Annotated in this window: 19 protein-coding genes and 1 tRNA gene; 7 read left to right on the forward strand and 13 right to left on the reverse strand. The window is 72.8% G+C overall.

Going from position 1 to position 23,638, the window contains the following annotated elements:
- Nucleotides 1-18 precede the first annotated feature (18 nt).
- Nucleotides 19-492 (forward strand): hypothetical protein, encoded by a 474-nt coding sequence (locus tag ACIBO8_RS09685; protein ID WP_396114690.1) that lies wholly within the window; start codon nt 19-21, stop codon nt 490-492.
- Between the two features lie 148 nt (nt 493-640).
- The gene (locus ACIBO8_RS09690; RefSeq protein WP_396114691.1) at nt 641-1,213 is read left to right on the forward strand and encodes a DUF3455 domain-containing protein; all 573 of its coding nucleotides are present in this window, start codon (nt 641-643) and stop codon (nt 1,211-1,213) included.
- Between the two features lie 7 nt (nt 1,214-1,220).
- Here ACIBO8_RS09690 and ACIBO8_RS09695 read toward each other — a convergent pair whose 3' ends face one another.
- Nucleotides 1,221-1,679, reverse strand: a complete 459-nt coding sequence (locus ACIBO8_RS09695) for a hypothetical protein (RefSeq protein WP_396114692.1) — start codon at nt 1,677-1,679, stop codon at nt 1,221-1,223.
- A gap of 2 nt (nt 1,680-1,681) precedes the next feature.
- Nucleotides 1,682-3,988 carry a molybdopterin oxidoreductase family protein gene (locus ACIBO8_RS09700; RefSeq protein ID WP_396114693.1) on the reverse strand — a complete coding sequence of 769 codons (2,307 nt, stop codon included), beginning with the start codon at nt 3,986-3,988 and terminating at the stop codon, nt 1,682-1,684.
- 76 nt (nt 3,989-4,064) lie between these two features.
- Between ACIBO8_RS09700 and ACIBO8_RS09705 the strand changes: the two genes are divergently transcribed.
- The gene (locus ACIBO8_RS09705) at nt 4,065-5,150 is read left to right on the forward strand and encodes a tryptophan dimethylallyltransferase family protein (RefSeq protein ID WP_396114694.1); all 1,086 of its coding nucleotides are present in this window, start codon (nt 4,065-4,067) and stop codon (nt 5,148-5,150) included.
- A 9-nt stretch (nt 5,151-5,159) separates the two neighbouring features.
- Nucleotides 5,160-6,548 (forward strand): tryptophanase, encoded by a 1,389-nt coding sequence (locus ACIBO8_RS09710; RefSeq protein ID WP_396114695.1) that lies wholly within the window; start codon nt 5,160-5,162, stop codon nt 6,546-6,548.
- Here the strand turns inward: ACIBO8_RS09710 and ACIBO8_RS09715 are convergent.
- From ACIBO8_RS09715 to ACIBO8_RS09735, 5 genes are all read right to left on the reverse strand, one after another.
- The gene (locus tag ACIBO8_RS09715; RefSeq protein WP_396114696.1) at nt 6,520-7,092 is read right to left on the reverse strand and encodes a GTP-binding protein; all 573 of its coding nucleotides are present in this window, start codon (nt 7,090-7,092) and stop codon (nt 6,520-6,522) included. The genes ACIBO8_RS09710 and ACIBO8_RS09715 overlap by 29 nt on opposite strands.
- 18 nt (nt 7,093-7,110) lie before the next feature.
- A complete protein-coding gene (locus ACIBO8_RS09720; RefSeq protein WP_396114697.1) occupies nt 7,111-7,452 on the reverse strand; it encodes a DUF742 domain-containing protein in 342 nt (113 codons plus the stop codon).
- A gap of 2 nt (nt 7,453-7,454) precedes the next feature.
- Nucleotides 7,455-7,904, reverse strand: coding sequence for a roadblock/LC7 domain-containing protein (locus ACIBO8_RS09725; RefSeq protein ID WP_396114698.1), 450 nt, complete (start codon nt 7,902-7,904; stop codon nt 7,455-7,457).
- Nucleotides 7,905-7,942: 38 nt separating this feature from the next.
- Nucleotides 7,943-10,342, reverse strand: coding sequence for a nitrate- and nitrite sensing domain-containing protein (locus tag ACIBO8_RS09730; protein ID WP_396114699.1), 2,400 nt, complete (start codon nt 10,340-10,342; stop codon nt 7,943-7,945).
- A gap of 142 nt (nt 10,343-10,484) precedes the next feature.
- Nucleotides 10,485-13,472, reverse strand: a complete 2,988-nt coding sequence (locus ACIBO8_RS09735) for an ATP-binding protein (RefSeq protein ID WP_396114700.1) — start codon at nt 13,470-13,472, stop codon at nt 10,485-10,487.
- 127 nt (nt 13,473-13,599) lie between these two features.
- Between ACIBO8_RS09735 and ACIBO8_RS09740 the strand changes: the two genes are divergently transcribed.
- Entirely contained in the window at nt 13,600-14,595 is a 996-nt protein-coding gene (locus ACIBO8_RS09740) for a hypothetical protein (RefSeq protein ID WP_396114701.1), read from the forward strand.
- Here the strand turns inward: ACIBO8_RS09740 and ACIBO8_RS09745 are convergent.
- Both ACIBO8_RS09745 and ACIBO8_RS09750 read right to left on the reverse strand, forming a co-directional pair.
- On the reverse strand, nt 14,592-15,683 hold the full coding sequence (locus ACIBO8_RS09745) for an ATP-binding protein (protein WP_396114702.1): 1,092 nt from the start codon (nt 15,681-15,683) through the stop codon (nt 14,592-14,594). The genes ACIBO8_RS09740 and ACIBO8_RS09745 overlap by 4 nt on opposite strands.
- Before the next feature lie 118 nt (nt 15,684-15,801).
- Complete coding sequence (locus ACIBO8_RS09750; protein WP_396114703.1) at nt 15,802-16,116, reverse strand: DMT family transporter; 315 nt, start codon at nt 16,114-16,116, stop codon at nt 15,802-15,804.
- 255 nt (nt 16,117-16,371) lie between these two features.
- Here ACIBO8_RS09750 and ACIBO8_RS09755 point away from each other — a divergent pair, with 255 nt between their 5' ends.
- Both ACIBO8_RS09755 and ACIBO8_RS09760 read left to right on the forward strand, forming a co-directional pair.
- Entirely contained in the window at nt 16,372-18,006 is a 1,635-nt protein-coding gene (locus tag ACIBO8_RS09755; RefSeq protein ID WP_396114704.1) for a methyl-accepting chemotaxis protein, read from the forward strand.
- A 55-nt stretch (nt 18,007-18,061) separates the two neighbouring features.
- Nucleotides 18,062-18,137, forward strand: a tRNA-Gly gene (locus tag ACIBO8_RS09760).
- Nucleotides 18,138-18,594: 457 nt separating this feature from the next.
- Here ACIBO8_RS09760 and ACIBO8_RS09765 read toward each other — a convergent pair.
- Genes ACIBO8_RS09765 through ACIBO8_RS09780 form a run of 4 tightly spaced genes read right to left on the reverse strand, consistent with a single transcriptional unit; the run spans nt 18,595 to nt 23,604 of the window.
- Nucleotides 18,595-20,475 (reverse strand): helix-turn-helix domain-containing protein, encoded by a 1,881-nt coding sequence (locus ACIBO8_RS09765; protein WP_396114705.1) that lies wholly within the window; start codon nt 20,473-20,475, stop codon nt 18,595-18,597.
- Nucleotides 20,472-21,386 (reverse strand): hypothetical protein, encoded by a 915-nt coding sequence (locus tag ACIBO8_RS09770; protein WP_396114706.1) that lies wholly within the window; start codon nt 21,384-21,386, stop codon nt 20,472-20,474. Before ACIBO8_RS09770 ends, ACIBO8_RS09765 begins: the two co-directional genes overlap by 4 nt.
- A gap of 2 nt (nt 21,387-21,388) precedes the next feature.
- A complete protein-coding gene (locus tag ACIBO8_RS09775; protein ID WP_396114707.1) occupies nt 21,389-22,351 on the reverse strand; it encodes an AAA family ATPase in 963 nt (320 codons plus the stop codon).
- A complete protein-coding gene (locus ACIBO8_RS09780; RefSeq protein ID WP_396114708.1) occupies nt 22,348-23,604 on the reverse strand; it encodes a toll/interleukin-1 receptor domain-containing protein in 1,257 nt (418 codons plus the stop codon). The genes ACIBO8_RS09775 and ACIBO8_RS09780 overlap by 4 nt, the downstream gene beginning before the upstream one ends.
- Nucleotides 23,605-23,638: the final 34 nt, after the last annotated feature.

Raw genomic sequence — 23,638 nt, forward strand, 5'->3', positions numbered from 1 at the left:
CGCGGGTAGGCGGCTGGCATGTGGCGACAGCTCGCGGCCGGCGCCGCGGCCGGTGCGGCCGGCACCACGGCCCTCAACGCCGTGACCTACCTCGACATGGCGGTGCGCGGACGCCCCGCAAGCAGCACCCCGGAGCGCAGCGTGGAGGCGATCGCCGAGCGGGCCGGCCTGAGCGTGCCGGGCGAGGGTGAGACCCGGGACAACCGCCTCGGCGGAATCGGTGCGCTGTCGGGCATCGCGACCGGAGTGGCGGTGGGAGCCCTCTTCGGCGGCCTGCGGGCGTTCGGGCTGCGGCCGGGACCGCTGCTCGGCACGGTGCTGGTCGGGCTTTCCGCGATGGCCGCCACGGACAGCTCCATGGCGCGGCTCGGGATCAGCGATCCCCGAAGCTGGTCGGCCGCTGACTGGCTGTCCGATCTCGTGCCGCACCTGGCGTACGGCGCTGTCGTCAGCACCACCCTCGAGGCCCTGGACCGGCGTCAAGCGCATTGACGACACCACGGTGCAATGTGGCCGATCATTCAGTGCCGGTGGTACGAAGAGGCAAGATACGCATCGATCTCGATCCGCCGGGGCGCGCCCTCCGTGTCCCCCGACTGTGGACGGCAGGACCCTGCCGCACCAGACGGAGGAGATCGTCATGCTCAGCACCTCGCGTTCCCGTATCCGCGCACTCGCGGCCGTCGGCATGGCCGGCGTCGTGGCGGCCGTAGGGGCGGTGACCCTGCACGCCAACGCCGCCGAGGTGGCCGCGCCCGCCGCGAGCGGTGCCGATGCCCGCCAGGTCGCGATCCCCGGCATCCCCGACGCGATCAAGCCGCCCGCCGGCGCCCGGCCGCTGGGCGCGTACCTGGTCACGACCGGGACCCAGACGTACACGTGCTCGGGCGCCGTCTTCAAGGGCCCGTCGACGCCGGAGGCGCAGCTGATCGGCACCGGCGGGCGGATCCACCACTTCGCCGGCCCGACCTGGCAGTCGGAGCGGGACGGCTCGCTCGTCACGGCGTCCAAGACGGCCGAGAGCGCGCGCGCCGGCACGATCCCCGAGCTGCTGCTGACCGTGGAGAGCCACTCCGGCAAGGGCATCCTGAGCAAGGCCGCCTACATCAACCGGCTCTACACCTCGGGCGGCGTGGCCCCGGCCGGCTCGTGCACGGACGGCGCCAAGACGGCCGTGCCCTACGGCGCGGTCTACGTCTTCTGGGCCAAGTAGCGCCCGGTCACCCGGCCACCACCAGCGCTTGGGGGGCCGCCTGCTTCATCCTGGTACGCACCCAGGCCAGCTGCACGGCGGTCTCCCCCTCGCATGCGCTCACGACCTCCATCAGCTCGCGGTCCCGGACGCCCTGCGCGGCCTGGCCGATGACGGTCCAGCAGATGTCGCACTCGGTAGCCATCAGGTACAGGTCCTGCAGGTCGCGCAGCAATCCGATCCCGCCGGTACGGGTGCCGCGGAACAGCTCCGAGTGCAGGCGGTCGGGCTCCTCGGGGGCCTCCTCGGCGTACCGCTGCGCGAAGGGCTGCAGCTGGGCGGCATGGTCGTCGCACCGCTCGGCCTGCTGCTGGCAGAGGTGCAGGATGTCCGGCTCCTCCTGGTGCGCCTCGGCGACCTGCCGGAACGCCTCGGCGAGGTTGAGCTGTGCCTTGTGCAGCAGCCCGAGGTAATGGGCGAGATGCATGGTCAGTCCAATCCGGCCACACGGACGGCGGCGACCTTGAACAGCGGTTGTTTCGAGACCGGGTCCCAGGCGGTGAGGGTCAGTTCGTTAGCGGCGCGCGGGGTCCGGTCCTCGGCGTTGATGTCGAAGTAGCCGTAGTGGAACGGCACGAAAACGACCCCGGGACGGATGCCGCTGATCCGGGCGCGGGCCTCGATGCCCCCGCGCCGTGAGGCGATGCCGACGAGGTCGCCCTCCGCGATGCCGAGCTTGGCGGCATCCTCGGGATGCAGTTCCACCCACACGTCCGGTGCGGCCGCGTTGAGCTCCGGCGCGCGGGCCGTCTTGGTACGGGTGTGGAAGTGGTACACCGTACGGCCGGTGGTCAGCAGCAGCGGGTACTCGTCATCGGGCACCTCGGGGGAGGGCCGGTACTCGGCGACGTGCAGGAAAGCCCGCCCGCCCGGCTGCTTGGCCCGGTAGTCGGTCTCCGTGAACTCCGCGCCGGTGGTCAGGTCGTGGCCGTACGTCTCGCAGTAGTCAGGATCCGTGGCGAACGTCGCGTCGGTGTAGAGGCGTTCGGTGCCCTCGGGCGCGTCCTCGGTGCACGGCCACTGGATGCCGCTGCCGCCGCGGAGCTTGTCGTACGTCATGGCGGTGTAGTCGCAGGGCCGGCCGGCGGAGCACTTCTTCCAGGCCTCGAAGACCTCCTCGGGGCCGGTCCACGGAAGCAGCGGCGCGCCGTCGCGGTCGCGGAACTCCATCCGGCGGGCGTAGTCGAGGAAGATGTCGAGGTCGGCGCGGGCCTCGCCGGGCGGGTCGACGGCCTTCTCGGACAGGTGCACGGTCCGGTCGGCGTTGGTGAAGGTGCCCAGCTTCTCGCCCCACGTGGCGCCCGGCAGGACCACGTCGGCGAGCTCGGCGGTCTCGGTCAGGAAGAGGTCCTGGACCACGACGAACAGGTTCTCCATGGCGAGGATCCGGCGCACCCGCGCCAGGTCGGGCAGGGACACGGCCGGGTTCGTCGCCGAGATCCACAGCAGTTTGATCGAGCCCTGTTCGGCGTACCGCCAGATCTGCATGGCGTGGGTGGGCGGTGACCAGTGCGGGATGGTTGCCTCGTCCACGTTCCACAGCTTCGCGAGCTGGCCGATGTGCTCGGCGTTGTCCCAGTTGCGGAAGCCCGGAAGGTCGCCGTCGGCGCCGCACTCGCGGGCGTTCTCCGCGGTCGGCTGGCCGTTCATCTGCAGCACCCCGGCACCGGGGCGGCCGATCATGCCGCGGATCAGGTGGATGTCGTTCACCCCGCACGCCGCGGCGGTGGCCTGGTTCGACTGGTAGAAGCCCTGCAGCACGGTGGAGAACAGCCGCTGCGAGGTGCCGAGCAGCTCGGCCGCCCGCTCGACGTCGGCGGCCTTGACGTCGCAGATGTCGGCCACCCGGTGCACGGGGTAGGCGTCGACCGTGCGTTGCAGGTCCTCGAAGCCGAGGGTGTGCGCGCCGACGTACGCCTCGTCGTACCAGCCGCGGTGGATCAGCTCGCGCAGCAGCCCGTTGACCAGGGCCACGTTGGTGCCCGTGCGGACGGCCAGGTGCACGTCCGCCTCCCGGGCCACCGGCGTCGTCCGCGGGTCGACGGCGAGCAGGGCGGGCGGGTTCGGCCCGCGCCGCCGGTCGAGCATCCGCATCCAGAGCACGGTCTGGGTCTCGGCGACGTTGTGGCCCCACAGCGCGAGGGCGTCGCAGTGGTCGATGTCGGTGTACGACCCCGGCTGCCCGTCCGCGCCGAAGCTCGCCTTGAGCGCCGCGGCGGCGGTGGCGGTGCACAGCCGGGTGTTGCCGTCCATGTGCGGCGTACCGATGCCGGCCTTGCCGATGACGGCGAGCGCGTAGTACTCCTCCAGGAACAGCTGACCGCTGGTGTAGAAGCCGAAGTGGCCCCAGCCGCCCGGGCCCTGCAGCAGCTCCCGCGACCGGGCCGTGATCCGGTCCATCGCCGTGTCCCAGTCCGTCTCGACCAGGCGGCCGTCCTGCCGCACGAGCGGGCGGGTGAGCCGGTCGCCGCTGGCGTTGGCCTGCCAGCCGTACATGTCCTTCGGGTCGAGCCGGCCTCGGTTCACGCGATCGGCCGCGCGGCCCCGGACGCCGGCGATGCGCCCGTCCTTGACCGCGATGTCCATCGCGTCGCCGTTCGAGTGCAGCAGCGACGCCGACTGCACCCAGCGGTCGACCCCCTCCGCCTCGACGTGCTCGTCGACGCGGACGGGCCATTCCTCGCCGGGCCCGTACGGCGTGCGGACGCCCCACGGGTCCGCGATCCGGTCTGCCATGGGGTTCGTATACCCCCGGGTTGATCGCGTCACTCCGGCACTTTACTAATTGATGTTGACCGATTTTAATGATCGCGTGGAGGGTCTGGTGGCGGCGGAGTCGCTCGTCGAGCACGTCACGGGGCAGCTGTCCCGCCTCTGCCGGTTCACCGGCACGGACGCCGCCGAGCCGGCCCGCCTGGTCGCCGACCTGCTCGGCGACGCCGGCCGCCGGCCGCTCGCGGCCGGGCCCGCCTGGCGTTCGGACGTCGCCGACGACCACAGCCCGGTGGAGTTCTCCGTCGCGTTCGACCGGCACGGCCCGCCCGTGCTCCGGCTGCTCGCCGAGGCGGCGGTCGCCGACCCGGCCGTGCCCGCGGATCTGACGCCCGCCCTGGACTTCCTGCACCGGCAGGCCGGCCGGCACGACCTCGGCCTGGCCCGACTCGAGCAGGTCCGCGACCTGTTCACCACCGACCGTCCGCAGGGACTGTTCGGCATGTGGCACTCGCTGATCCTGCGCGACGTGCCCGAGTTCAAGGTCTATCTCAACCCGGAGATCCACGGCGTCGCCGGCTCCGGCGCGCTGGTCCGGGAGGCGCTCGGCCGGCTCGGCGCCGGCCCGGCCTACCGGGTCGTCCGCGAACGCGCCCTGCGGCCTGCCGACCGCCTGACGTTCTTCGCCCTGGACCTGCGGGACTCGGGTACGGCCCGGATCAAGCTGTACGTGTCGCAGCATGGTGCCGGCCTCGACGAGGTGGCCCGCGCCGCCGCGGCGGTACCGGGCGTCGACCCCGCCGAGGTGACCGCCTTCTGCGAGCTCGCCAGCGGCTCGGCGGGCCCGTACGACCGGCGGCCGATCATCGCCAGCTACACCTTCGCCCCCGGGGCGCCGGCGCCCATCGGCTACAGCGTGTACGTGCCGATCCGCAGCTACGTCGCCGACGACCTCGAGGCGTACGACCGCGCCCATGCCCTGCTGGTGCGGCACGGCTTCGACCCGGCTGCCCTCGAGGCCGCCGTGACGGCGGTGTCCCGGCGGCCGCTGCGGGACGGCGTCGGCCTGATCGCGCACGTGTCGTTGCGGGTCGGGCCGCCACGGCCGGGTCTCGGCGTCTACCTGTCGTCGGAGGCGTACGCCGTGACCGCCCCGCAACCGCAGCGGATCCCCGCTGCCTCCTAGGAGAGAGTCGTGCCCGTGGAACCGTATGCGTTGCTGCCCCCATACCGGATCAAGGTCGTGGAACCGATCCCCTTCCTGGACGCCGGGCAGCGCCGCGAGGCCTACGCGGCCGCGGGACACAACCCGTTCGAGCTGCGAGCCGACCAGATCACGGTCGACCTGCTCAGCGACTCGGGCACCGGCGCGACGTCGTCCGCCCAGGAGGCCGGCGCCGCCCGCGGCGACGAGTCGTACGCCGGCGCCCGCTCCTGGTTCCGCTTCCGGGACGAGGCCCGCGACCTCACCGGATTCGACCACGTCCTGCCGGTGCACCAGGGGCGGGCCGCCGAGCGCATCGTCTTCTCCGCGCTGCTGCGCCCGGGGCAGATCTGCGTGAGCAACACCCATTTCGACACGACCCACGCCAACGTGGAGCTCGCCGGCGCGGAGGCCCGCGACCTGCCCTGCCCGCACGCGCTCGACCTGGACAGCGACGAGCCGTTCAAGGGCGACATCGACCTGGACGCGCTGGAGCGCACGCTGGCCGGCCCCGAGGGCGACCGGGTCGGCCTGGTGCTGATCACGATCACCAACAACGGGCTCGGCGCGCAACCGGTGTCGATGGCCAATCTGACCGCGGTGGCCGAGCTCTGCGAGCGCCACGGCGTGCCGTTCTGGCTGGACGCCGCCCGCTTCGCCGAGAACGCCTGGCTGGTGCACGAGCGCGAGCCCGGGTACGGCGACCGGACGCCGCGGCAGATCGCCCACGAGGCCTTCCAGCTCGCCGACGGCTGCATGATCAGCCTGAAGAAGGACGGCCTCGCCCCGGTGGGCGGCCTCATCGCCGTGCGCGACCCGGAGGTGTACGCCACCTGCGAGGCGAACCTCATCGCGACCGAGGGCTTCTCCACGTACGGGGGCCTGGCCGGGCACGATCTCGAACGGATCGCCCAGGGCCTGCGCGAGGTGGTCGAGCCCGCGTACCTGCGCTCCCGGGCGGCCGCGACCGAGCGGCTGGCCCGGCTGATCAACGAGGCCGGGGTGGACACCGTCCAGCCGGCCGGCGTCCACGCCCTCTACCTCAACGCCGGGCGCCTGCTCACCCACCTGGAGCCGGCGCAGTTCCCGGGTCATGCACTCGCGAGCGAGCTGTACCTGCGCGGCGGGATCCGCTGCGCCGAGCTGGGCTCGCTGTACCTGGGCGAACTCGACGACGAGCACCGGCTGACCCGTCCGGCGCCGTTCGAGCTGGTGCGGCTCGCGATCCCGCGACGGGTCTACACCGACGCCCACCTCGACCACGTGGCCGCGACGCTCGCGCAGATCGCCAAGGAACCCGGCCGGGTGCCCGGCTACCGCATCGTCTCGGCGCCCGCTCGGCTGCGGCACTTCAAGGTACGGCTGGAGCCGGCGGGGTAGCGGGCAGCCCGGCCAGGACGTGCCGCAGCAGGCGGATCAGCGCCTCGACCGCCGAGCTGCGCCGGCGCGCGTCGCAACGCACCAGCGGCACGTCCGGGCCCAGCTGCAGCGCCGAGCGGATCTCGTCGTCGGTGTACGCGCACTCGCCGTAGAACGTGTTCACCGCGACGACGAACGGGATGCCGCGCCGCTCGAAGTAGTCCACCGAGGCGAAGCTGGCGGGCAGCCGGCGGGTGTCGACCAGCACGACCGCGCCGAGCGCACCCTGCGCCAGCTCGTCCCACATGAACCAGAACCGGTCCTGGCCCGGCGTACCGAACAGGTAGAGGATCACCTCGCTGGTGATGGTGATCCGGCCGAAGTCCAGGGCGACCGTGGTGCGCGTCTTCTCGTCGAGCCCGGCCAGGTCGTCCACGCCGACGCTGGCCTCCGTCATGACCTCCTCGGTGGTCAATGGCGGGATCTCGCTGACGGAGCCGACCAGGGTGGTCTTGCCGGCACCGAAACCGCCGGCGATGACCACCTTGGCGGATGTGCGTTCCATGTGTCTCTCAGTTCTCGATCAGAGCCGCTGGAGGCCGCCGAGCAGCGTCTCCAGCAGCGCGCGGTCGTAGACGGTTCGCTGGGCGGCGGAGCCGAGGGCCACGTAGCGCTGCTCGAGCAGGATGTCGACCAGCACCTTGACCACGGTCAGCGGTCTTCGCAGGTACGCCGAGATCTCCGCGATGGACATCCAGTCCTGGCACTGCCGCAGGATCTCCCTGTACTCGGGCTCCAGCGCGGTCGTGTCGGCCGGCAGCGCGACCACCTGCGTGGCCAGGTCCAGCGCCGCGTTACGCGGCGTGGTCCGCCCGTTGACCAGGACGTAGAGGGGTACGAGCTGACCGGGCTCGTCGATGTCCATGCTCACAGCCCGGCATGGCCGTTGACCGATGGCTTCAGGGTGTGGGGGTCGGCCCCGTGCGCGGTCGTACGCCGCTGGGCGCCCAGGTACTGGCCGATGCGGGTGACGAGCCGGCCCATCTCGTACGCCACCGTGCCCATGTCCACCTCCTGGTCGCCGATGACCGCGAGCCGCGCGTTCTCACCCGCCGAGGCGATGAAGAGAGTGCGATCGTGGAACTCGACGACGATCTGGTCGACCGGCCCGCCGTCGAACCGGCGTCCCACGCCGGCGCCGACGCTGTACAACGAGGACGCGGCGGCGGCCAGCAGCTCGGCCGCGTCCTGCGCCAGCGACCTGGACTTCTGCACGACGAGCCCGTCGGTGGACAGCACGAGCGCGTGCAGCACCTGGTCCACGGCGGTGAGCTCGTCGAGCATCCAGGTGAGGTCGTTGTGCGCGGTCGGTTCCATGGCTCTTCCCGTCTGTGTCGGTTGCGGTGGGGGCGTGATCATTCGCTGTGGCCGGGCGGGTCGTCACCGGCCGCCGGGGGCGGCGGCTGGACCTCGCCGGTGCGGTGTCCCGGCGGGGTGATGTCACCGGTACGGCCCGCGCGCCAGCCGTGCTGGTAGCTGGCGAGGCGGTGGCGGGCCGTCTCCGGGCTGTGTGCGGGCCCGGGAGCCTGCGCGGGCGTCCCGGGCTCCTCCTTGAGCTGGTGCGCCAGGTGTTCCTGCGGGCGGCGCTGGGGCAGGGGCGGCCGGGCGGTCGCCACCGCGTTGGCGGTCGCCGGGGGCGGCGCCGGGGCGGGCGAGATCGCCGGCAGGGGCCAGGTCGGCTGCTGCAGGGCCGGGACCGCGACCGGGGCCGCCGGGCGCCGCGCGGGAGGCGGACCGGCCATCGGCTGCGGCCGTTCGGCCCGCTGGTCCTCGGCCGGCTCGGTCGCCGCCGGGCGCGGCTCCTCCGCGGGTGCGAGCGCGCTCGCCGGCAGCAGCACGACCGCGAGCACCCCGCCGTACGCGGAGGGCCGGAGCGTGACCTGCATGCTCCCGCGCTTGGCGAGCTCCGCGACGACCCAGAGGCCGATCTGGGCACCGCCCTTGAGCCCGGTCAGGTCGGGGGTCGGCGCGGTGGCCAGCAGCGTGTTCGCCCGGTCCATGGCCTCCGGGGGCATGCCGACGCCGGCGTCCTCGATCTCGATGACCACGCCGTTGTGCGCCTGCGTGCAGCTCAGCCACACCTCGGACTCCGGCGGCGAGAAGACGAGGGCGTTGTCCAGCAGCTCGGCCAGCAGGTGCGTGATGCCGGCGATGGCGGGCCCGCTGATCGCGACCTCCGGGGCGCGGCGCAGGGTGACGCGCTGGTACTGCCTCGTCTCGGCGGCGGCGCCCAGCAGCACCCGCCGGATCGGGACCGGGCGCGGGAACCGGCGGCCGGCCTGCCCGCCGGCCAGGATGATGAGGTTCTCCAGGAACCGGCGGGTCTGGGTGAGCTGGTGGTTGATGTCGAACAGCTCGCCGAGGATCTTCTCGTCGCCGATGCGGTTCTGCAACTCCTCGATGACCTTGAGCCCGTGCTGCAGCGGGCGCTGCGGGCGCCGGGCCACGCCCATCAGCATCGCCATGCCGGCCGCCCGCGTGGTGGCCTCCTCGACGGCTGCGTCGACGGCGGCGCGCAGCGAGCGGTTCAGCACGGTGGCAAGGTGACCGATCTCGTCCCGGCCGTAGTCGCGGTGCGGCAGCTCGAGCGCCACGTCCACTTTCTCCCGGCGGCGCAGCTTCTCGATGATGGACGGCAGGCGTTCGTCCACGACGGTCACCGCATCCTGCCCCAGCTGCGCGAGGCGTACGGACAGCGCCCGGTTGACCAGGACCTGCGACTGCCGGACCGCCGACACGATGGCGCCGACGGCGATGAGCAGGGCGACGGCGCTGCCCAGGGCGGCGGCGAGCAGCTGGTTGTTGCCGGTGTCCAGGGCGTCCTGGGAGACCCGGTCCGCCTGGGTGACGGTGAGCGCCACCAGCTGCTCGGCGACGGCGTTGGTGACCGTGTCCCACTGCTCGGCGTTCAGGGCGAGGTCGCGCGGGGCTCCGGTCTTCCAGGGGCCGGCGGCGATCAGCGTGTTCTCCGCCGCGCTCAGCGAGGCCCACTCGGGCATGGCCATGATGCGGTCGTACTGCACCCGGGCGTCCGGATGCAGGTGCGGCACCGCGGCGTCCAGAGTGGCGTGGTAGGCCCCGACCATCTTCACGAACTGGAGGTGATCCTGCCGGGTCAGCCCGTTCGCACCGAAGGCGCTGGAGATCACGGACGCGGCCCGGGACATCAGGTCGCCGGCGCGGAAGGTGTCGGTCGCGGTGATGCCGCCCTGGGTGGCCGTGGCGTCCGGCACGACCCGCGCCTGGGTGTCGAACAGGTCGATCGCGGCGTCGATCAGGTCGTCGTAGAACACCGTCGTCTCGAGCCGCCCAGCGCGCCCGGAGTCGATCGTGCTCCGGATGCCGGGCAGCCGGTCCAGGCGGTCAGAGAAGGCCTGCCACCGTACGTCGATGCGGCGGGGCGCGCGGCTCAGGACCGAGCCGGCGGCCGTCCGCAGCTTCTCCACCAGGGTGTCCGTCTCCTGGCGCTGGGCGATGAGCTCCGGCAGGTTCTTGTCGGCGTGTGAGAGGTAGTCGATGCTCTCGCGCCGTTCACGCTGGATGGCGGCGAGGGTGCTGACCGCGGGGATCGACACCTTCCGTACGCCGTTGGCGACCTCGCGGTCGTAGTAGCCGTTGAAGACCAGATAGGCCGAGGTGGCCAGCCACAGCACCAGCGCGGCCACGCCGGGCACGAGGATGAGACGGGCGATGCGGCGCTTGATGGACTTCTCCGGACCGCGTGCAGCCGCGTCGGATTCGCTGTTGTCGGTCACTGTGCTCGCGATCTGCGTCGGGGGAGGGTTCGATGCGAGTGCATAGGCCTGCGTCGATAGCAGAGGTCATCTTAGCGTTCCGTCGTGCGGATGTGCCGGACCGTAGGCATCGACAGAGATCTGTCGTCACGACGGCCGCGGTTCAGGCGTCGGACCCCGGGTCGGTGTGGCAGGGGAGGGCCACGGTGAACCGGGTGCCCGTACCCGGAGCGGGTTCGGCCGTGATGGTGCCGCCGTGGGCCTCGACCACTGCCTTGGCCACGGCCAGCCCGAGACCGGTGCCTTTGATGCCGCGCTGCGTGGCGGTGCTGGCCCGGAAGAATCGCGTGAACAGCCGCGGGTACTGCTCGGCGGGGATACCGATGCCGGTGTCCGTGACCACGATCTCGACCCGGTCGTCGCCGGCCGCTTCGGCGGTAACGGTCACCGTGCCGCCGGGGTCCGTGTACTTGATCGCGTTGGACAGCAGGTTGTCCAGCACCTGTCGGAGCCGTGACGCGTCGGCGTGGATCACCGGGAGCCGGCCGACGGCGGCCTCGAGGTGCACCTGGGCCGCTTCCGCCGCCGGACCGTGGACCTGCACGACGTCGCGCACCAGCCGCGCGGCCGGCACCGGCTTGACGTCCATGCCGGCGTGGACCGTGTCCAGCCGGGCCAGGTCGAGCAGGTCCTCGACCAGGTGCAGCAGGTGGGCGCTGGTGCGGTCGATGACCGCGATCTCACGGCGGTAGCCGGCGTTGAGGTCGGGATCGTCGAGCAGCAGCTCGGTGTAGCCACGGATGACGCCGATCGGGTTGCGCAGCTCGTGGCTGACCACGGCGACGAGCTCGTCCTTCATCCGGTCCAGCTCGCGCAGCCGGCGTACCTGTTGCCGCTCGGCGGCGAGCAGCTTCTCGCGCCCCTCGGCGAGCTCCCGGCGTTCGGTGATGTTGGTCGAGATCCCGTCGACGAACAGGCGGCCTTCCTCCCGGCGGCTCACCGCACGCGTCCACACCCACCGGGTGACGCCGTCGTAGCCGAGCACCCGTGCCTCGAACTCCGCCGGCTGCCCGGACGAGACGGTGGCGTGGAAGGCGGCGAACAGGTGCTTGTCGTCGGGGTGTATCCGGGAGGCGAGGGGGGTCGCCGTGTCGAATCCGGTGGGCAGCGCGGTGCCGAAGACCCCGGTGCCGTTGGGGCTGGCGTACACGGAGCGCACCGTGCCGTCGGCGAGCATCTCCACGGTCCACAGGTAGTCGTTGACCTGGGCGACGATGCGGTCGAAGTCGCGGCGCGCCGCGGCCAGGGCCAGGGTGAGGTCCTCCGCGCGGCGGCGTTCGACGAAGCGGCCCAGCTGCGCGCAGATCGTGTCCAGCATGGCGGCGATGTCGGCGTCGTGAGGGACGTCGGCATCGACGAAGAACGCGAGCACGCCCAGTACCCCGTTGCCGGTGCCCACCGGCACGCCGATACCGGTACGCAGGCCGGCGGCGCGCCCGGCGGCCGCCCGGCCACCGGCCAGGACGCCGTCGTGCAGGCTGCCGGTCCACACCTCGGCCCTGCGGGACCACACCAGCCCGGGCAGCCCCTCCCCGGCGGCGAAGGCCACCGGACCGGCGCCGGTGAAGCCGCCGAGATCGACGCCCGGGGCGGTCCACGAGCTCAGCCGGACGATCTGCTGCTCCTCCGCGTCGACCTGCCAGTACTCGCCGCAGGTCCAGGCGAGGCCGGCGGCGACGGTGGCGACCGCGCGGGCGGCGGCCTGCTCGGCGCTCGTCGCCTCGGACAGCACCTGGGTCACCGCGTGGCGGCACCGGCGCAGCTGCTGGGCGCGCCGGCTCTCGGTGATGTCGTGCATGGCCACCACCGCGCCCAGATGGCGGCCGTCGGCGCTGACGATCGGGTGGGCGTTGGTCACGAACCGGCGCGGTTCCACGCCGGGCCGCCGCAGGACCACCTCCTCGCCGCGTACCTGCTCGCCGGCGTGCGCGCGGGCGAGGGGCACCTGGTCGGTCGGCATGAGGGTCTGCCCGTCCGCGGCGTACAGGCCGTAGACCTCCGCCCACCGGTCGGCCGGCAGCGGCTGCTCGTCGGCGCCGAGGAGATCGCGCAGGGCCTGGTTGAACAGCGCGAGGGTGCCGGTGGCGTCGCACGCGGCCACGCCCGAGTCCAGGCTGTCGAGCAGCGCCGCCAGGAAGGCCCGCTCGTCGGCGAGCCGCTGGCGTTCCTGTTCCAGTTGGGCGCGGGCCTCCGCACGGGCCGTGATGTCGTGCAGGAACGCGTGGAACACCATGCCGTCGCGGTCGGTGCCGACCTGCAGCGTCATCTCGATCGGGAATTCCCGGCCGGCGCGGTCGACCGCCGTCACCTCCAGGCGCTGTCCCGCCAGCGTCGACCTGCCGTTGGCCCGTACGCGTGCCATGCCCTCGTCGTGGGCGGCCCGCAGCCCGGCCGGGACGATGAGATCGGTGACCGGCCGCCCCAGCGCCTCGGCGACGGAGTAGCCGAACAGCCGCTCGGCGGCCGCATTCCAGGCGGTCACGCGCCCGTCCGCGTCCATCGACACGAACGCGTCCGCGGCGCTGTCGAGCACGGCCTGCCAGCGCGCGGACGAGTAGAGCAGCTCACCGTGGGCCAGCCGCAGGGCGACCTCCGACTCCGCTGCCGCGGCGAGGTCCCGCAGGATCGACACCTGCTCGTCGGTCCACTCGCGCGGCTCGGCGTCGACGACGCACAACGTGCCGAGCACCTCGCCGTCGGGGGAGTGCAGTGGGACGCCGGCGTACGCGATCGCGGCGTACTCGGTGATCGCCGGGTTGTCCCGCAGCCGCTCGTCCACCCGGGCGTCCGGCACGACCAGCGGTGCGTCGTCGGCCACCACGTACCGGCAGTAGGAATGCGACAGCGGCGTCTGCCGGGAATCGTCCGGCCCGCAGCCGCTCGCGAAGACCTGGCGGTCGGCGTCGACCAGCGAGACGAGCGCGGTCGGCACGTCGAGCAGCCGGGCGGCCAGGGCGGTGAGGCGGTCCAGGGCCGGCACCTCACCCGCGTCGAGCAGGCCGGTTTCCCGGAGTACGCGCAGCCGGCGGGGATCACTCACCCGTTCCCCGACCCGTCCCGGTCCACCGTCGCCGGCCATCGTTGACCCCATCGGCGCTCCCGCCGGGGAGCTGAGCCGCTCCGCCGAGTGGTCACCGGTTGCGGGCGGAAGGGCCGATGCGGGCGGGACGGCGTGCCGATATGGTCGATTTTTGGCTTATTGTCCACTGGAGTGATGCATGTCACGTTCGTTCCGGCTCGCCGCGCTGACCGCCGTCACCTCGGTGGCCGCGGGTCTCCTGTGCCTGCCCGGCGCCGCGCACGCGGCCGCCGCCGTCGAGGAGCCGGTCACCCTGTCCGCCGCCGAGATGGTCACGGCCCTCACGTCGGTGGCGGTCTCCTCCACTGCGGCGGCCGCCGAGGGCTGGCGGATCACGGAGAGCGTGAGCAGCCCCTGGGCGTCGGCTGCCGGCGAGTACGCCGTCGACCCGGCCGGCGGTGTCGCGTACGAGCACGACACCTACGGCGGCACGGCGAGGACGAAGTACGCCGTCCACCACCGGGGCACCTACGAGACGCTGAGCACCGTGTCGGCCCGCGCTGCCGTCAAGATGATGAACCGCCCGGCGGTGCGGTACGTCGTCGAGCCGGACCCGGCCCTGGACCTGGACGGCTACGTCGACAGGCGCGGGTTCCGGCCGTCCGAGCTGCTCACCAAGGACGTCAGCTACCCCGGCACCCGTACCACCCACGACGACGGTTCGGCGGACTTCACCTTCTCGCCGGAGACGGACACCAGCATCACGTTCGTGGTGACCCCGGCGGGCGTCCTCTCCGGCGCCAGGGTCGCGGCCGGCGACGTCTCGGGCTCGCTGACCTTCACGTACGGCGCCCAGCACCTGACGCCGCCCGCGGCTTCCACGACGATCACCTCGGTGGTCCTCGCCCGCGGTGAGGCGTACCTGAGCATGGCGGCCACGGTGAAGAAGGTCGTCGGCGACGGCGCCATCACGATCCGCCGGACGGCGGCCGGCCACACCGTCAGGGCGACCTCGGTCCGCAAGGTGGTCCGCTCGCTCGCGGGCGACGCCAACAAGCGGGCGGGCTCGGCGATGGTCCGGGTCGAGGACATCCGCGACGGTGCCCGGGTGTACGCCACCAACCCGTGGACGCACGTGACGGTGGCGTACACCGTCAAGGGCTCCGGCACGAAGGTCGTGGTGCGCAAGCTCTAGAAGGTCAGGGTCACGGTGGTGCCGCCGGCGAGGTTGTCGGTGATGCCCACCGTGCCGCCGTGCGCGTGGACGATGGCCGCCACGATGCTCAGCCCGAGCCCGCTTCCCTGCACCTCGGCCCGCTCGGCCGCGTTCGCGCGCCGGAACGGGGCCAGCACGCGGTCCCGCTCGGCCGGGTCGATGCCGATACCGGTGTCGCGCACCTCCAGCACCGGCCGCCCGGCCCGGGTCGCGGCGGCGACGGTCACGCTTCCGTGGTCGGTGAACTTGATCGCGTTGAGCAGGAGCCGGTCGAGGGCCTGCCCGATGCGCCGCGCGTCGACGTGGGCCGGTACTGCCTGCACCGCGTCGACGGCGACGGTCAGGCCCTTGCCGGCGGCCAGGGCCGAGTTCAGCGCGCCGGCCTCGCGGGCGAGGCCGGCAAGGTCGGTGTCCGCACGCTCGAGGACCAGCCCGCTGCTCGCGAGCCGGCTCGCGAGCAGCATGTCGTCGACCAGGGCGATGAGCCGCTCGGAGTTGCGCCGGATGCGTTCCACGAACGCCGAGCCGGCACCGGCGACCATGTCGGCGTCCTCCAGCAGCTCCAGGTACCCGTTGATCGACGTGAGCGGGGTACGCAGCTCGTGGGTGATGCGCGCCAGGAATTGCTCCTGGATCCGGTCGGCCGTGCCGTGCGCGTACCGTCGCAGCTCGAGCTGGCTCACCACCTGACGGGCGAGGGTCTGCAATCCCTGGCGCTGGGCCGCGGTGAGCCGCCGGGGCTCGTGGTCGATCACGCACAGGACGCCCATGCGGCGCCCCGAGGAGGCGATCAGCGGAGCGCCGGCGTAGAAGCGGACGAACGGCTCGCCCGTCACGAGCGCGTCGTCGCGGAACCGGGGATCGAGCCGGGCGTCGGCGACCTCCATGACGTCGTCTCCGTCCATGGCCCGGGCGCAGAAGGACCTGGCCGGCCACGGCCGCTCGCGGTCGACCAGGCTCACGAGCGCGGTCGGCGTGTCGCACAGGTGCGCCGCCAGCGCCGCGATGTCGTCGTAGTCGCTCTCGGCGGGGATGTCGTGCGTCGGTTCCATGACCGGGACGGACATGTTCAGCGGTCCTTCGCTCGTCTGCGGAGGCCCATCCGTGTGCCTCGCGGATCACCTATCGGCGGGTGCGACCGGGGCCCGCCGGATCCGCGAGGTGCAGGTGGAGTGCGAAGCGGGCTCAGGGCAGGAACTTCAGGCCGATCACGCCGGTGACGACCAGCAGTAGGCAGAGCACGCGGGGGAGGCCCGCCGGCTCGCCCAGGGCGATCATGCCGACCAGCGCCGTTCCCACGGCGCCGATGCCGACCCAGACCGCGTAGCCGGTGCCCACCGGGATGCTGCGCAAGGCGTATCCGAGGCCGGTCATGCTCAGCGCCAGCGCCACCACGAAGACGATCGAGGGCAGCAGCCGCTGGAAGCCCGCGCTGCGGTCCAGGGCCACGGCCCACACCGCCTCGAGCAGGCCGGAGATGATCAGGACGAACCAGGCCATGACAGCTCACCTTCGCAGGCGGTCGTCTTTGCAGGCCGGGTACGACACGCGCTCGTCCGGGATGTCCGCAGCGCGGCATCGTCCGCAATGGTACCAACCGCCCCGGGACCATCCCTAGGTTCCTAGGACGGTGGACGAAGAGTGTGCTGCGCCACGATTTCGTGGTCGTCTGCCATCAAGACGGCGTCCGGCGTGACGATGATCGGGGGTATGAGCGGCTGTCGTGGCCGCCGTACGCCGCCCGGAAGGTTCCCGATGACGAAAGCAGCCGCGCACGCCGCGACTCCGGTTCGTAAGCGACCGTCCCTCAGCTTCGGGGACCTGCCGACCGGCGTGAAGATCATTGCCGCCGTCGGCGTGGCGGCGCTCGTGGCCCTCACCGTGGGCGTGGTCGGCATGGTCTCGCTGGCCCGGGCGAGCAGCGCGGCGCAGGGCATCTACGACCGCAATGTGCAGGCCGTGATCGCGATCGGACAGGTCCGGGCGGCGGTGCTCAAGGCCCGGCTGGACGTGTCCGACCAGGCCCTGGCGATGTCCCCGGAGAAGGCGGCGGCGTTCGGCGACGCCTTCAACGCCGACGTAAGGGCCCTCAACACGGCGCTCGCCACCTACCGCAAGAGCCGTTCCGCCGGTGACACGCAGACCGTCACCGCCGTGCAGAACTGGTGGCAGGGCTACACCCGCCTGGTGCAGCAATACCTGCTGCCCGCCGGGGCGCGCCACGACATCGCGACGTGGACGCAGATCCGCGACACCGACGTACTGCCGATCATGGACAAGATCTCGGCCGAGGTGGACCAGCTCGTCGCCGAGGAGACCGCTGACGCGGCCGCCGATGCGGCGTCGGCGCAGAACGAATACCGCTCCAGCCGTACGCTCTCGCTGGCGCTGCTCGTCGGCGGCCTCATCGCCGCCGTCCTGGCCGGAGTGCTCGTCTCGCGCGGCATCGTACGGTCGCTGGCCCGCGTCGAGGAGGTCTGCAACGCGCTCGCGCAGGGCGACCTCACCCGCACCAGCGGCCTGACCCGGCGCGACGAGCCCGGCCGGATGGGCCGCGCCCTGGACACGGCCGTCGCCCACCTGCGGGAGGCCGTGTCGACGATCGACGGCTCGGCGACCTCGCTGGCGGGAGCCTCCGAGCAGATGTCGGCCACCGCACGGCAGATCGCCGGCTCCGCCGAGGAGGCCTCGCACCAGGCGCAGACCGTGTCGTCCGCCGCGGAGCACGTGTCCATCAGCGTCAGCACCGTGTCCGCCGGGGGTCAGGAGATGGCCTCCTCCATCCGCGAGATCGCCGAGAACGCGGCGCAGGCGGCCCAGGTGGCCCAGGACGCGGTCGCCACGGCCACGGCGACCTCGGCGATGATGAACCAGCTCGGCGCCTCCTCCGCCGAGATCGGCGACGTGGTCAAGGTGATCACCGCCATCGCCGGGCAGACCAACCTGCTGGCTCTCAACGCCACCATCGAGGCGGCCCGCGCCGGCGAGGCCGGCAAGGGCTTCGCGGTGGTCGCCAACGAGGTCAAGGACCTCGCCCAGGAGACCGCGCGGGCCACCGAGGAGATCTCCCGGCGGGTGCAGGCGATCCAGGCGGACGCCGGCGGAGCGGTCACCGCCATCGAGGCGATCTCCCAGGTCATCGCCCGGATCAGCGACTTCCAGACGACGATCGCGTCGGCCGTGGAGGAGCAGACCGCGACCACCGCGGAGATGAACCGCAGCGTCGGCGAGGCCGCCGCCGGCGCCGGGGACATCTCGCAGACGATCCACGGGGTCGCCACGGCCGCGCGGCACACCAGCGAGGGCATCGCCCAGACCCAGCAGGCGACCGCCGAGCTGGCCCGGATGTCGGCGGAACTGACCGGCCTGGTGGCGACCTTCCGCTACTGACCCCCGGCGCGGACTGCCGGCGGCGAACCGGCTAAACTTCGGCTGCGGAACACATGCGGACGTAGCGCAGCTGGTAGCGCATCACCTTGCCAAGGTGAGGGTCGCGGGTTCGAATCCCGTCGTCCGCTCCACTCACCCCGGGTGCCCGATCGGGCAGATTCCCGTCGCCGGATAAGCCGGAAACCGTCGCCGGCCGTCGTCGTGTCCATGAGCGACGACCCGCACCGGCCGGCGGTGGCGCAGGCGGCCCGGCAGCGCGAGCCCGGCCCCCAGGCCTGGTTGCGCAACCGCGCCGTCCAGGCCGACCGGCTGGCGGCCAAGGAGACTCTGGACGTCGTCCGCCCCGCCGTCCACGCCGCACAGCGGATGGTGGGAACAAGACGAACGCAACTGGTCCCAGGCGGAACGCGGCCGATACGCCGGCCTCCTCGCCACGGCACGAGCGGACCGCAGCCGTGCCGCCGCGGCGACCGTCGAACACGGGCGGCCGACCGGGCCGGCGCCGCGCGCCCGCCGTTTCGTGGCGGCGCCCCGGCCGGCTCGGACCCTGGGCCGGTGACCGCTGCAGCCGCCCGTGCCGCCCGGCTTTCAGCGTCCGTCCGGTGCCGGCCAGACGTGCAGCACCGTTCCCGGCATCGTCCAGTCCGGCACCACGACCTCGTTGGCGATCACGGGGACGCGGAAGAGCACGCTGACCGATCCCACGTCGGACACCGCCGCGAGGTAATTGGCGTTGCGATCGCGCACGCTGGCGTCGGTGAGGGCCCGGACGGTGCCGTACGTGCCCGCGCCGTAGATGCCCTCGAAAAGGGTGACGGTGGTCCTCAGGTTGAAGGGATTCGGGGCACGCAGGAGGTGGGCAACGTCCTCTCGGAGCTGACCGTCCGCCAGGACCGCCGTGAAGGTCTGCTCCGTGCCCGCAACGGTCACCCGGAACCCGCCGGCACTCTCCGGATCCCGATGGATCGGTGTGACCGGCACCTGGACGGCCTGCATCAGCTCGCGGGTCACGGGATTCCAGTCGATACCCCCCAGCAGCACGAGGTGGCTGCTCATGTCGTCCGGGCGCAGCTGGTCCGGTGTGGTGATCCTGACCTCGTTGTCGGGGTTGACGGCGCGCAGGTGGCCGTGGATCTCGATCAGCGCGTCCAGATCGGCGTACCGGTAGCTCTCGACGAAGTCGGGGCTTCTCGGATCGGCCAGCGGATTGGTGCCTCGCAGATCCGAGGGCACCTGACTGACCACCACCGTGATGCGTTCCCCGGGTGGATACCGCAGGGGCACCCACGGCGGTGCGGGGTCTGCGACGCGGTGGCCCAACGCCTCATCGCGCAGCCGCACGAGCTCGTCCAGCAGTGCTCGCCGCCGGGTCCGCTCGGCGCGGGTGAGCTCCTCCACGGCTGGTGGCGAGCGGTAGGGCCGCGGGGGCTCCTCCAGGCCGAAGATCGTCGCGTACAGCTCCAGGCGGGGGAGCGGCGGGACGACGAAGCCGTTCTCCCAGCTCGAGATCGAGGAGACCGACACGTCCATGATGCTCGCCAGCTCGCGCTGGGTGACACCGCCGCTGTAGCGCAAGCTGCGCAGACGCCCGCCGAGGTCCGAGGGGACCGGGACCACGGGCTGGGCGACCGCCGGCAGGGTGTAGACCGCACCGCGTGCCGTGGTGATGCGGACCGGACCGGTGCCCGGCCAGGCAACGGAGGTCCGGTCGCCGGTCACGGCCACCGTCCTTCCCGGACCGCCGGACGCCGGATCGCTGAGCTCGAGCAGGCGCGGGTCCGTGTCGGGCAGCTTCACGCGCTTCGAACCCCGGCGGGGTGGCTCGGTGATCAGGATGGCGTCGTCGTCGCGCTGCACGCCGATGACCACGTCCGGCAGCTCCGCGGCGATGGTGGCGACGTCGGCAAGGGTGACCAGGGCGAGGTGCTGAGGCATCCGGACCTCGGCACCGGCGCGGCGAGCCATCTGGCCGAGCTGCCACGCGGTGGTGGTCGACCGGGCGAGCGGGGGCAGCCGGTCCCATGCGCCGGCGAACCAGTCGGCGACACCGGTGCGACCCTCGCGTACCAGGGCCCGCAGCGCCGGTCTCAGGAGCTCGTCGATCCGCTCCGGGTCGTCCGCTGCGGTGCTCACGGTCAGCCAGGCGATGCGCTCCTCCAGCAGCAGGGTCGGCGGCAGGTTCACGTGCGCCGCGGCCACCACCGGGCCCACCCGGTGCACCGGGTCGTCGGTGCCGCTCGCCGCTATGCGCGCTGCCAGGGCCTGGCGCAGGGCCGGTAGCCGGGACGGCCGGAAGCTCACCATGCGCGGGTTGCGTACGCCGATCACGTCGCTGAACCAGAGATCCCCCTCGGCGCCGGCGTCGAGATGCGGGGCGGCCGTCAGCCGGACCGTACGCATGAGGTGCGGCTCGATCCGCGTCGCCGTGCTCAGCAGCTGCGCCAGCTCGAGATAGGCGGGCGCGGTCACCGGCGCCGCCGCATCGCGGCGTCGACGCTCGCCGCGGTCGTACGCCGGTCCCAGTGCACGACCGGCATCGCGGCGACCGCCCAGGCGGGCCAGCGCACGGGCGGGTAGGGCACGAAGGCGACCGGCTCCACCCCGGACTGCCGTGCCTGCGCGCAGAACCGTCGCCACTCCCCGGCCCGGGCACGTGTGGGGTCGAAGGGGAAGCCGCCGATGCCCAGGTCGGTGAGGAGCAGGACGCGGGTGCCCCGGGGCGGGGGAGTCCAAGGACGCCAGCTCGCATTGCCCGCCGGGCCGGCGCCGCGCACCGGACAGTCGGCGAAGTACGCAACCCGCATCCGGCCGGCCCCGAGGAGGCGGTCCAGGACCGCCAGGACGTCCTCGTGATCCTCCGCGTACGGCTGCATCCCGGTGCCGAGGTCGACCAGGACCTGGACGCCGAACGCGGAGGTGGCCCGCAGCCTCGTCGGCATCGTGACCAGCGGCTGCGCGGCGGCGAGGGTACGGACGGCGGCCTCGGGGTCGAACGCTCCGCCGGGGACGTGCCGCCGGACGGCCATCTGCAGGATCGTCGGCGCGAACCGAGGGTCGAGGAGGGGCTGGCGGGCCGGCTCGGCCGCCGGGTCCGGGGTCAACACCGGCAGCTCCTGTGCATCGGCGGGAGCCTCGACCACGGCGTCGCCGGGTCGTCGGGCCGGGCCGGCACGGACCGCCGGAGCCGGAGGCCGGGGCGGGGCGGGACGCGCGGGTGCCGGCGCGGGCACCGGGGCCGGTGCGGCGGGCGGTGGGGGAGCGCCCTCCCGGACGGCGGCCAGGCCGAGCAGCCGGGCGATCCGCCTGCGCTGCGCCGCGGTGCGGGCCCCGGCCGCCTCGCAGGCGCGGGCCAGGTCACTGAGCCACACGGTGGGTCGCATGCCTACTCCGCGTGGTCCGGCTTCACCATGAGCAGCTTGCGCAGCTGCGGCCAGGCGCTGCTGCGTACGGTGATGCCCAGGCCGCGGCAGGCGCGCAGGGCGTCGAGGAATTCCGCGGTGCTGGGCGCCCGCAGCGCGGAACGGTCCGCGTCCGCCTGGACCTCCATGAGCTCGTCGGCGATCGCGCGAGCCAGCTGGAGGTCCTGCACGGTGTGGCCGCCGTCGTAGGCGTCCAGGTGCATCCGCGCGATCATGACGAGCCGGTCGGCATCCGGTCGCCGCAGCCAGGCGACGACGCACCGGCGCAGGAACGCCCGGGGCAGCTCGCGCTCCTCGTTGGTGGTGAGGACGACGAGGTGCCGGGCCAGCGGGGTGGGGTCCGGGCGCTCGGGCGGCTCGCGGCGTACCCGGGTGCCGGTGTGGGTGACGACGAACTCCTGGGATCCTAGCGGCACCAGCAGGTTGTTCGGTAGATCCGGCTCGGACTTGTCGATCTCGTCGATGAGGACGACGGCGTGGTCGGCGGAGGGTGCCTGGTCGTCATCGTGGATGCGGTGCGCGGGGTCCACCGCCGGGGTGCCGTCCGGCTCGCCGGCCGGGCGCCCGCGGCGGGCGGCGGATCGTGGGGCGAACGCCCACCAGAGCGCCCGCGGTTCCACGTACGCGTACTCGTCCAGCACCCGGGAGGCCTGCGCGTCGGCAAGCTTCCGGACGGCGTCGAAGGTCCAGAGCAGATCGTGGGCCTCGGTACGGGACGTCACGACGTGTTCGTAGTACCGCCAGCCCCGCTTGCGGGCGACGTAGGCGGCCAGGGAGGACTTGCCGGAGCCGGGGTCACCGCGCAGCAGCAGGGGCCGGCCGGTCGCGAGCGCGACGTCCACCGCGAGGGACAGCTCGTCCGTCATCGCGTACGCCCGGCCGTCGCGGTTGTCGACGCCGTCGGACCCGGTCACCGCTCCCGTCATCGCACGTCGCCTTTCCGGTCCGGCACCAGCTGCACGAGATCCTCCACGAGTTGATAGGCCACGAGTTCATCGTCCTTGTCGAGCGCGGGCAGCAACAGATACGGCGCCTCGGGCAGCCACCGCCGTACGCCCTGCTCACCGAGGTGGTTCCGGCCGATGAGCACGATGAGGTTCACCCAGTCGAAGTCCCGCCGGAAGGCCTCGATCGCCCGGCCGACCGTGGGCAGCGGCACCCGGTCGGGGTTGACGACCAGGAAGGACAGCCCCGGCGGCCGGACCAGCTCCTCGATCGGTATCCGCGGCGGTAACCGGGCCAGCTCCCGGACGCCTGCCTGCAGTGCCGTGGAGACGTCGGACACCGAGCGCTCGCCGACCACGTCCCCGGTCACCGCGCAGCGGTATCCGATGAAGGACCGGCAGGTCGCCCGCTCGAAGTACTGGCGGCCGGTGCGGTCGACGCGGGCGTTGAGCAGGACGACCGGCCGGTGGCCGTCGGCCGCGCCGTGCAGCAGCAGTCGCGCCGCGTCCCCGTCCACCCACGTCGGAATGATCTCCTCGATGAGGTTGCGGCGCTTTTCTTCGCTGAACCCATGCCTGATCCGCGCGAGGGCGTCGTACGCGCGGCGATCGATGCCGTGATGGAGGAGCTGGTGGGCGACGTAGTTCAGCCGGGCCGGCCGCCCCGGCAGGCCCGTGAGGGCGTCAGCCGCGCCGAAGGCGTCCGCGGAGACCGCCAGGTGGCCGTCGTCCAGCACGGCCAGGGCCTCCACGACCCGCGACGTCCACTCCGCCATGGGATCGGTGCTCCGGCGCTCGCCGACCCGCAGGCGGCTCACCGCGCGAACGACCTCGGGCACCACCCGGCTCCCGTCGGCCGGGCGCCGTCCGCCGCGCGGGGTGTGCTGGAGATCCAGCAGCTCGTCCAGGCCGGCCGCCTCGAGCTGGGCCGCCGTCACCCCGTCCAGCAGGACCGGGATGATCATCACGGGGGCGCCCATCGCCCGGCGCCACAGGACGATGTTCGCCTCCTTGCGGACCCAGACCGACTCCAGGGCGCCGGGGTCCAGCAGGAAGACGGCCGCATGGCATTCCGCGAGCGCGTGGTAGATGCGGGCCCGCCATTCGTCGGCGAGCGGGATGCTGAGCTCGTCGACGAACACCTCGTGGCCGGACAGGGCCGTGGCGATCTCGTTCCGGAGCTGCCGGGTGGCGTCGCTTCCGCTGCAGTAGCTGATGAAGATGCGCGCCGCCATGGTCGCCGCTCAGCATCCATCATGGTGGGCGGCG

The sequence above is a fragment of the Actinoplanes sp. NPDC049681 genome (genome assembly GCF_044465265.1).
In the GTDB taxonomy this organism is placed as follows: domain Bacteria; phylum Actinomycetota; class Actinomycetes; order Mycobacteriales; family Micromonosporaceae; genus Actinoplanes.

What these genes read in the sequence shown, in the direction of transcription:
- ACIBO8_RS09715 (WP_396114696.1), bottom strand. Translation starts at nt 7,092, where the DNA reads ATGGAACGCACATCCGCCAAGGTGGTCATCGCCGGCGGTTTCGGTGCC.
- ACIBO8_RS09750 (WP_396114703.1), bottom strand. Translation starts at nt 16,116, where the DNA reads ATGGCCTGGTTCGTCCTGATCATCTCCGGCCTGCTCGAGGCGGTGTGG.
- ACIBO8_RS09745 (WP_396114702.1), bottom strand. Translation starts at nt 15,683, where the DNA reads ATGTCCGTCCCGGTCATGGAACCGACGCACGACATCCCCGCCGAGAGC.
- ACIBO8_RS09725 (WP_396114698.1), bottom strand. Translation starts at nt 7,904, where the DNA reads ATGGAACCGACCGCGCACAACGACCTCACCTGGATGCTCGACGAGCTC.
- ACIBO8_RS09690 (WP_396114691.1), top strand. Translation starts at nt 641, where the DNA reads ATGCTCAGCACCTCGCGTTCCCGTATCCGCGCACTCGCGGCCGTCGGC.
- ACIBO8_RS09700 (WP_396114693.1), bottom strand. Translation starts at nt 3,988, where the DNA reads ATGGCAGACCGGATCGCGGACCCGTGGGGCGTCCGCACGCCGTACGGG.
- ACIBO8_RS09685 (WP_396114690.1), top strand. Translation starts at nt 19, where the DNA reads ATGTGGCGACAGCTCGCGGCCGGCGCCGCGGCCGGTGCGGCCGGCACC.
- ACIBO8_RS09740 (WP_396114701.1), top strand. Translation starts at nt 13,600, where the DNA reads ATGTCACGTTCGTTCCGGCTCGCCGCGCTGACCGCCGTCACCTCGGTG.
- ACIBO8_RS09755 (WP_396114704.1), top strand. Translation starts at nt 16,372, where the DNA reads ATGACGAAAGCAGCCGCGCACGCCGCGACTCCGGTTCGTAAGCGACCG.
- ACIBO8_RS09735 (WP_396114700.1), bottom strand. Translation starts at nt 13,472, where the DNA reads ATGGGGTCAACGATGGCCGGCGACGGTGGACCGGGACGGGTCGGGGAA.
- ACIBO8_RS09720 (WP_396114697.1), bottom strand. Translation starts at nt 7,452, where the DNA reads ATGGACATCGACGAGCCCGGTCAGCTCGTACCCCTCTACGTCCTGGTC.
- ACIBO8_RS09775 (WP_396114707.1), bottom strand. Translation starts at nt 22,351, where the DNA reads ATGACGGGAGCGGTGACCGGGTCCGACGGCGTCGACAACCGCGACGGC.
- ACIBO8_RS09770 (WP_396114706.1), bottom strand. Translation starts at nt 21,386, where the DNA reads ATGCGACCCACCGTGTGGCTCAGTGACCTGGCCCGCGCCTGCGAGGCG.
- ACIBO8_RS09695 (WP_396114692.1), bottom strand. Translation starts at nt 1,679, where the DNA reads ATGCATCTCGCCCATTACCTCGGGCTGCTGCACAAGGCACAGCTCAAC.
- ACIBO8_RS09780 (WP_396114708.1), bottom strand. Translation starts at nt 23,604, where the DNA reads ATGGCGGCGCGCATCTTCATCAGCTACTGCAGCGGAAGCGACGCCACC.